Source organism: Gelidibacter sp. (assembly GCF_053579655.1).
This window is the reverse complement of the sequence record NZ_JBMDWE010000072.1, coordinates 1-5591: the sequence shown is the minus strand read 5'-3', so window position 1 is coordinate 5591 and position 5591 is coordinate 1. Positions and strand designations below refer to the sequence as shown.

5 protein-coding genes and 1 pseudogene are annotated in these 5591 nt (G+C 37.4%); 2 read left to right on the top strand and 4 right to left on the bottom strand.

Translation table 11 applies throughout. The features are described 5' to 3' along the window. Positions 1-140: 140 nt before the first annotated feature. From priA to nadC, 3 genes are read right to left on the bottom strand one after another with little or no spacing between them, the layout of a single operon-like run. On the bottom strand, positions 141-2594 hold the full coding sequence (gene priA / locus ACOH2D_RS18230) for a replication restart helicase PriA (RefSeq protein ID WP_449536166.1): 2454 nt from the start codon (positions 2592-2594) through the stop codon (positions 141-143). 8 nt (positions 2595-2602) lie between these two features. Further along, entirely contained in the window at positions 2603-3598 is a 996-nt protein-coding gene (locus ACOH2D_RS18225; RefSeq protein WP_449536165.1) for a YihY/virulence factor BrkB family protein, read from the bottom strand. Continuing rightward, entirely contained in the window at positions 3599-4456 is an 858-nt protein-coding gene (nadC, locus tag ACOH2D_RS18220) for a carboxylating nicotinate-nucleotide diphosphorylase (RefSeq protein ID WP_449536164.1), read from the bottom strand. 96 nt (positions 4457-4552) lie between these two features. Here nadC and rlmH point away from each other — a divergent pair, with 96 nt between their 5' ends. Both rlmH and ACOH2D_RS18210 read left to right on the top strand, forming a co-directional pair. Next, positions 4553-5026 (top strand): 23S rRNA (pseudouridine(1915)-N(3))-methyltransferase RlmH, encoded by a 474-nt coding sequence (rlmH, locus tag ACOH2D_RS18215; protein ID WP_348036874.1) that lies wholly within the window; start codon positions 4553-4555, stop codon positions 5024-5026. 40 nt (positions 5027-5066) lie between these two features. Then, positions 5067-5324 (top strand): annotated as a pseudogene (locus ACOH2D_RS18210) (IS1595 family transposase); the annotation flags it as partial. Here ACOH2D_RS18210 and ACOH2D_RS18205 read toward each other — a convergent pair. Continuing rightward, a partial coding sequence (locus ACOH2D_RS18205) for a hypothetical protein (RefSeq protein WP_449536167.1) occupies positions 5322-5591 on the bottom strand: 270 nt, incomplete at its 5' end. The pseudogene ACOH2D_RS18210 and the gene ACOH2D_RS18205 overlap by 3 nt on opposite strands.

The following is a 5591-nucleotide window of genomic DNA, read 5'->3' as shown; positions in this document are numbered from 1 at the left end:
GGTCCCGCCCTAAAGCGGGACTAATTCAATTACGAAATTTGTTCCAAATTTCTATAACGATTAAAAATAATATGATCGGGAGGTCCCGCCCTAAAGCGGGACTAATTCAATTACGAAATTTGTTCCAAATTTCTATTTCATTAGTAATTATCGACATTTAGAATAACCCTAACCGACCTAAATTCTTTAATGCTCAAAAAGCTATTGTTAATCTTAACAATGGCTTTTTTTGTTTTTGATAAGGATTGCTCCTGCGGAATCTTAACCAGGATATTTTTATGAAACTGATTCCTTATTCTTGAAATCGGTGGAAATTCAGGCCCCAAAATATTGCTTTTGAACACTTGTCTTAATCCAGTCGCATACCATTCGGCACCAATATTCACTTTATTAAAGTCTTTGTGCTTTAAAGTAATCTTGATCAATCGGTAAATGGGCGGATATTTAAAATTATGGCGCTCATCCATCTGCTCCTTATACATCTCCTCATAATTATTGGTAGAGACCTGATGTAAAATTCTGTGATGCGGATTGTAGGTCTGGATCAACACTTTCCCTCTCTCCTCCGTACGCCCTGCCCTACCTGATACTTGTAGCATCAATTGAAAACTGCGTTCATGCGCTCTAAAATCGGGAAAGTTGAGCATATTATCAGCATTCATAATCCCAACCAATTTCACGTTTCGGAAATCCAACCCTTTGGTCAACATCTGTGTTCCTACTAATATATCAACTTCCTTTTGCTCAAAAGCATTGATGATCCGATCATAGCCAAACTTTCCACGCGTCGTATCCAAGTCCATGCGTGCCACTTTATGTTCTGGGAAAAGTTCCTGTGCTTCTTCCTGCACTTGCTCCGTACCAAAACCTTTATTATCCAACTCCACACTACCACAAGCCATACAATTTTTAAGCATGACCGTATAATAGCCACAATAATGACAACGCAACTCATTTTTATATTGATGATAGGTCAAACTCACATCACAATTAGGGCACTGAGGCGAATGCCCACAAGTTGTACACTCTACAATGGGCGAAAATCCGCGTCGGTTTTGGAACAAGATAATCTGATGCCCTTCCTTTAAAGCGGCCGTCATTTCCTCGATCAGTCGATCGCTAAAATGACCAGTCATCCGTTTGCGTTTGTGCTTATCCTGAATATCGACCAACTCAATATCCGGCATCAGTACATCATTATATCGATGCATGATTTCTACCAAACCATACTTTCCCTGCTTCACATTATAGTAACTCTCCAAACTTGGCGTTGCCGATCCTAACAGGGTTTTACTTTTGAAAAGAGAAGCCAATACGATGGCAGCATCACGGGCATGATAACGTGGCGCAGGATCAAATTGCTTAAACGAAGTTTCATGCTCTTCATCAATAATGACCAAACCTAAATTCTGGAATGGTAAAAAAATCGACGAACGTGCACCTAAAACAATTTGTGCTTTGGGTTGGTTTTGCAGTACATTATTCCAAAGTTCAAAGCGTTCATGCGACGAATATTTCGAATGGTAAACAGATACATTCCCACCAAAATACGTTTCCAGACGACTGACGAGCTGTGTGGTCAAAGCAATTTCAGGAAGCAAATACAATACTTGTTTTCCTTTGGCGATAACTTCCTCAATAAGCTTGACATAAACTTCCGTTTTTCCAGAAGAAGTTACGCCATGAAGCAAGGTAATATTGAATTTATCAAAGGACTGTTTGATTTCTTCAAGCGCTTTCTCCTGATGGCTGTTTAAGTTTTTAGAGGCTTCATTGGCATCTCCCGAATAGCCGACGCGATCTTCCTGAAAATGGTATTCTTCTAAAACCTCTTTATCAATTAAAGTTTTAATTATAGATGCAGATGCCTCACTAGCATCGGATAAATCAGAAACTTTTACAGGCTTTTTTGTTTGTGCCGAAATCGAAAACAAAGTCATGACCACATCCCTTTGCTTGGGTGCCCGGCTCAATTCCTCCAGCAGTTGTTGTAGTTTTTGCGGCTCCGAATATTGCGAATTGAGCTTGACATACCGTACCAATTTTGGCTTGTACTTTTCATAAACCTCTTCCTGAAGTACAATCGCTTCTTTATCCAACAACGCATTGATAACCGGAAATACATTTTTCTTATCAAGAATATTGATCAAATCATGAAGTTTTAACGACGACTGATGATGAAGTGCCTCATACACCAAAAACTCCTCGTCTTTCAAGTCCGCATCATTGATGATCTTATCATTGTTTTTAGTGATGACAGTCTCACTTTCCAACAAAAACGAATTGGGCAGTGCTGCTCTGAGCACATCACCCAATGTACACAGATAATAATCTGCAATCCATTGCCAATGCGTCAACTGGTTTTGCGTAATGATGGGTTCATCATCCAATATTTGATGAATATCCTTGGCGTCATAAGCCATTGGTTTTTGTTGATGAATAGCAAAGACCAATCCTGTATAAATTTTACTTTTTCCAAATGGCACAGCAACCCGCATGCCTGCTTTCAAAAATTCAGATTCAGCTTGGGTAATGCTGTAGGTGAACAATTTTTCAAGTGGAACAGGAAGGATAACATCTATAAAATATTGCATGAGGAAAATTAAGAAAGTTTTTTACGATTTTTTTTCTGAAGGTTATATTTCTTCAAAAGCCTGATGGTTGCATTAAGTTCAAAGCCAAGCAATAAAATATTGGAAATCAACCATAGGTAAAATAACAGAATCAATAAGGCTCCAATAGAACCGTACAGTTCATTATAGGTTGAAAAATAAGTAACATAAATACCAAACAAATACGAAAATACAATAATCAATATGGTTGTCAACAAAGCACCTGCCGAAAAGAATTTCGAATCTTTACCTTCTCGGGTTCCAAAATAATAAATCGTCGCCGTTGCAATATAGACCATAAATACAAAAAACACATACTTCGCAATAGCGACCATAAATAATCCCTCATCATAGGTTTCATAGCCTTGTTTGTCCATATAATAAAGAACACTATTGATGACATAAATTTGGAAATATCCGATCACGGTGATCGTAATGATCAATAAAAAAGTTAAAATAAGTGCCACAAACATGGAATATAAATATTGTTTGACCACACTGCGCGTGAGCTGCTGGTGATACGAACTTTCAAATCCCGAAAAAAGAGCGCTAATTCCATTCGCCATTAAAATAATAGATAATAGGAATACAGTTGAAATTAATCCAGCGTTACCTCCTTTATAAATATTCTGAAAAATATTCTCAAAAAAGAAATCGGACGTTTGCGGGGGTAATACCGAATTTAAAAACCCTTTAAATTCATATTCAAATCCTGCAACCGGAATATAAGGGATTAAGATAATAATGAACAACAAAAATGGAAATATTGCCGTGAAAAAACTAAAGGCAATCGCACTTGCCCTACTGGTTACTGCACCTTTAATGACTCCTTTGCCATAGAGTCTTAAAAAGTAATATAAGGTCAAGCCCTCTAAAGCTGGCAGTTTTATTCTTTTTAGTAATTTGATGAAATACTTTAACACGGGAATTTTATCGAGATTATCCTCGATTTTATCCTCAATATTTACATCCGGTTCGTCGGCCATTTAGACAGCTTTTAAACTTAAGTCCATATTATATACAGAATGGGTCAAGGCACCCGATGATATATAACTCACACCACACAAGGCATATTCCCGTGCCGTGTCTTCATTGATGCCGCCCGAAGATTCTGTCAAACATTGGTCGCCTATCAAAGCCACCGCCGTTTTGGTATCTGCATAGTTGAAATTATCAATCAGAATTCGGTAAATACCATCGGCTTTAAGGATTTCCTTGATTTCATCAAGATTTCTAGCTTCAACTATAATTTTTAAATCCAGATTGTTTTCTTTTAAATAAGTCTTGGTTTTTGTGATGGCTTTGGTAATGCCACCCGCAAAATCAATATGATTATCCTTGAGCATGACCATATCATACAAAGCAAATCGATGATTTTCGCCACCTCCAATTTTAACGGCCCATTTTTCTAAAGCTCTAATTCCTGGCGTTGTTTTTCTGGTATCCAAAATTTTGGTTCCCGTACCTTCCAATAAATCCACAAAAGTTTTTGTTTTTGTCGCAATAGCACTCATCCGTTGCATGCCATTCAAAACCAAACGTTCTGCTTTAAGAATGGATTGTGATGAACCTTCTACATAAAACACAATATCGCCATAGTTCACTTCAGCGCCGTCTTCCACTAAGGTTTCTACTTTCAAGTTTTTGTCGATATACTGAAATACAAGTTTTGCAAATGCAACGCCAGCAATAATTCCATTGTCTTTCACCAACAATTTTGCTTTGCCTTGCGCCGAAACGGGGATGCATGCCAAGGAACTATGATCACCATCTCCAACATCTTCTCTAACGGCATTGGCGATGATAAGCTCTATCTCTTTATTGAATTGTTCTTGTGAAATCATTTTTGGGATATTTTACGTAAAAATACTAATTGAAAATGAAACAATTCAAATTCAAATCCCAAATTCCATATCCCGACAAATTTGTAATTTTACGCCATGCAAATAAAACTTCTCGCCATTGGCAAAACGGACCATCCGCAATTACAGCTGCTTATTGATGATTATCAAAAACGTTTAGGTTTTTACATCAAGTTTGAATTTGAAATCATTCCTGATTTAAAAAAAGTAAAGAATTTAAGCGAAGAGCAACAAAAACAAAAAGAAGGCGAACTGATACTCGCCAAACTCAGCAATACAGACCTTCTCATTTTAATGGACGAAAACGGAAAGCAATATGATTCGGTCGCTTTTTCGGAACAACTTCAAAAATACATGAATTCTGGCATTAAGCAGTTGGTCTTTGTGATTGGCGGACCTTACGGATTTTCTTCAGAAGTTCATGATAAAGCACATGGCAAAATATCCTTATCTAAAATGACCTTTTCCCATCAAATGATCCGTTTGTTCATGATTGAACAATTGTATCGTGCTTTTACTATCTTAAGGAATGAACCTTATCATCACCGATAAAACATATAAAATCGAGAATATAATATAAGTTTTTATATCCTGTAACTCAAGGATCTCGTTGCGTAGCGGCACCAAAATGGAAAGTTCAAAACTGTCATTTATGGTCTGGTACAAGATCATTTTTCTGTTAAGCACAACAAAAAAAGGATTTTCAAGTAAAGAGATACAGCGTCAACTGGGCTTAAAAAAGGTACGAGCCATTCTGGGCAATGGCCCACAAGCTTCGTAAAGCAATGGGGGCAATGTGATGATCGATATAGTTTGGAAGGGATGATAGAAATGGATGAGGACTACTTTACCATTGAAGCTCCACAGGAAGCGCACAAAACACAGAAATCTGGCCAAAGGAGAAGACAGAGTCAAATGTCATGATAATGGCGGAAAGCACCATTCTTGAAGATCTGGATACAGGAAGTACAAGCTTACTTGCAGGTTTTTTGGAGAACGGATCTTTGACAGGCTCGTTATTGCTAGCAATACAGCTCATGGACATTAAACGGGTATATAGGAATGTTTTGACCCCTATAAAACAAGAGTGTTCTTTTAAATTTCGATTATTAATTAT

Bases quoted from the DNA above. Each gene is read 5' to 3' on its own strand.
- nadC (WP_449536164.1), bottom strand. From the start codon at position 4,456: ATGATTTCACAAGAACAATTCAATAAAGAGATAGAGCTTATCATCGCC.
- ACOH2D_RS18225 (WP_449536165.1), bottom strand. From the start codon at position 3,598: ATGGCCGACGAACCGGATGTAAATATTGAGGATAAAATCGAGGATAAT.
- rlmH (WP_348036874.1), top strand. From the start codon at position 4,553: ATGCAAATAAAACTTCTCGCCATTGGCAAAACGGACCATCCGCAATTA.
- priA (WP_449536166.1), bottom strand. From the start codon at position 2,594: ATGCAATATTTTATAGATGTTATCCTTCCTGTTCCACTTGAAAAATTG.